The following is a 2,189-nucleotide window of genomic DNA, read 5'->3' on the forward strand; positions in this document are numbered from 1 at the left end:
CCGGACGAAGCCGAGCGACGCGGTTCAAAACCAACGATCACGCTCACGGCCAACGGCACACGAACGAAACGTTCGATACGCTTGAGCGCGCCTTGTTCAGCGTGATGCACGAGGCTGATAGCCGTACCCGTGCGACCAGCACGGCCCGTACGGCCGATACGGTGAACGTAATCTTCCGCGAACTTCGGCAGATCGTAGTTGAACACGTGCGTGATGCCCGGGATATCGATACCGCGAGCGGCCACATCCGTTGCCACCAAAACGCGCACCTTGCGTTCACGCAGCGCACGGATCGTGCGGTTACGCGCGCCTTGCGGCAGATCGCCGTGCAACGCAGCCGATTCGAAACCGGCGTCGGCCAGGCGGATAGCCAGTTGGTCGGCGTCGTTCTTGGTCGCGGTGAATACGATGGCCTGGTCGAGACCAGCATCGCGCAACAGGTGATCGAGCAGACGATCCTTGTGATCGCGGTCGTCGACGTAATGCACGGTTTGCGCAATGTTGTTCTGCGCTTCGAGCTTCTGGATGATCTCGATGCGTTCCGGGTTCTTCAACAGGCGGCCGGTCAGCGAGCTGATCTTGCCGTCGATGGTCGCCGAGAACAGCAGCGTCTGACGCGAAGCCGGCGTAGCAGCAACGATCGTTTCGATGTCGTCGATGAAACCCATGTCCAGCATGCGGTCGGCTTCGTCGAGGACGAGCATTTGCAGCTGCGACAGGTCAATACGACCGCGTTCCAGGTGATCGAGCAAACGACCCGGCGTGGCAACCAGGATTTCGGGGTTCTTCGCGAGCAGCATCAATTGCTGGCCATACGCGACACCACCGAGGATGCTGACCGTGCGCAACCGGCGCAGATGCTTGCCGTACGTGGTTGCAGCGGCAGTCACCTGCATGGCGAGTTCGCGCGTCGGGGTCAGGACCAGCATGGTCGGACGGGCAACCGGTTGCGTACGGCGAGCCGGGCGGGCGTTCGGGTCATGCGGTTCGCGCGGCGCGGCGGCCTTGGCTTTTTCGAGTTGCGAGAAACGTTCGATAGCGGGCAGCATAAACGCAGCGGTCTTGCCCGAACCGGTCGGGCTGGAAACCAGCAAGTCGCGGCCGGCGAGCGCAGCGGGAATCGCGCGCTGCTGAACCGGCGTCGGCACTTGATAACCCGAAGCCGTCAGGGCAGTAATGATGTCAGCGGACAGGCCGAGCGACTCGAAGCTCGGGCCAGTCTGGACGGCGATCGCAGCGGCAACGGGCGCGATCGACGAAATGGGAGCGGGTGCCGCGGGGGAAGCCGAAGCAGCAGGTGCCACGGGCGTGTCTTCACCGAGGGCCAGTGCAGCGATGGAATCCAGCGGGCTGTTGTTGGTATTGCTCGAAGTCATGTCTTTCCTTGAAACGGGGAATAAGGCGTTGGCGCCAATCGGCATACCCAAGTCGTCGGATTCAGCGAGCAAAGAAGCAGCGAGCAAATCGAAAAACGGGGGCAGCCCGCAACAATTAAGGCGAGCTTTTCGTTAGAAGCTGTATCGGATTCGACAGGCCGAGGCGGCGTTGTCGTCAGCCTGATGCATGATCGGCCGAAGAAGGCCTAGCAGGGAGGGGACAGTTTCTAAACTGGATTGGAGCATAACGCTACGTGGCGCCGCGCTGTTTGCAATACTATTGACAACTTTCGTCGATAGATTGGCTTCACAGTGAAGCGCAGGCAGCAGTATAACGGGGATTGTTGCGCTGCGCCAGATATTAAGACAGTTTGATTCAGGGGGCGCTGCTGCGGGCGTTGGGTGTTCGTGGGGGCGCTGGCGGCGAGTGTGGGGATTGGGTTGGAGGGGGTGCTGCTCGCGGAGAGTGTGGGGCTAAGGTGGAGTCCTTCTTCTAGCGTGGTCGTTCTGCTTAAGCCGGATTTTCTTGCTTATTCTGTTAGCCCCTGTCCGGGGCGGGACTTCATTTCTTTGCAAACGCGCAAAGAAACGAAGCAAAGAAACGCGTTTTAAACCGCCAATTTTTAAGTGTCGTCGGCGCTCACTCCAGGTTTTTGGCACGAACGTAGCACGGCCCCAATCATTCAACCCGCAGTCGAACACCCACCTCAAGCTCAAACGGCACGCACACGCTTCGCCTCTACGGCCCCCACCCCGTTGCCGGTAGCGTAACGCCAGCGGCAAGGCGGGCGGCAAACCACGCTGTTTTGGGTA

Annotated in this window: 1 protein-coding gene; it reads right to left on the reverse strand. The window is 60.4% G+C overall.

All coding sequences use genetic code 11. The annotated features are described in order from the left end of the window. On the reverse strand, positions 1 to 1,376 hold a 1,376-nt coding region (locus WCA53_RS12480; RefSeq protein WP_423910125.1), incomplete at its 3' end, for a DEAD/DEAH box helicase. Positions 1,377 to 2,189 lie beyond the last annotated feature (813 nt).

Origin of the sequence: Caballeronia sp. (assembly GCF_049581465.1) — a bacterium.
In the GTDB taxonomy this organism is placed as follows: domain Bacteria; phylum Pseudomonadota; class Gammaproteobacteria; order Burkholderiales; family Burkholderiaceae; genus Caballeronia.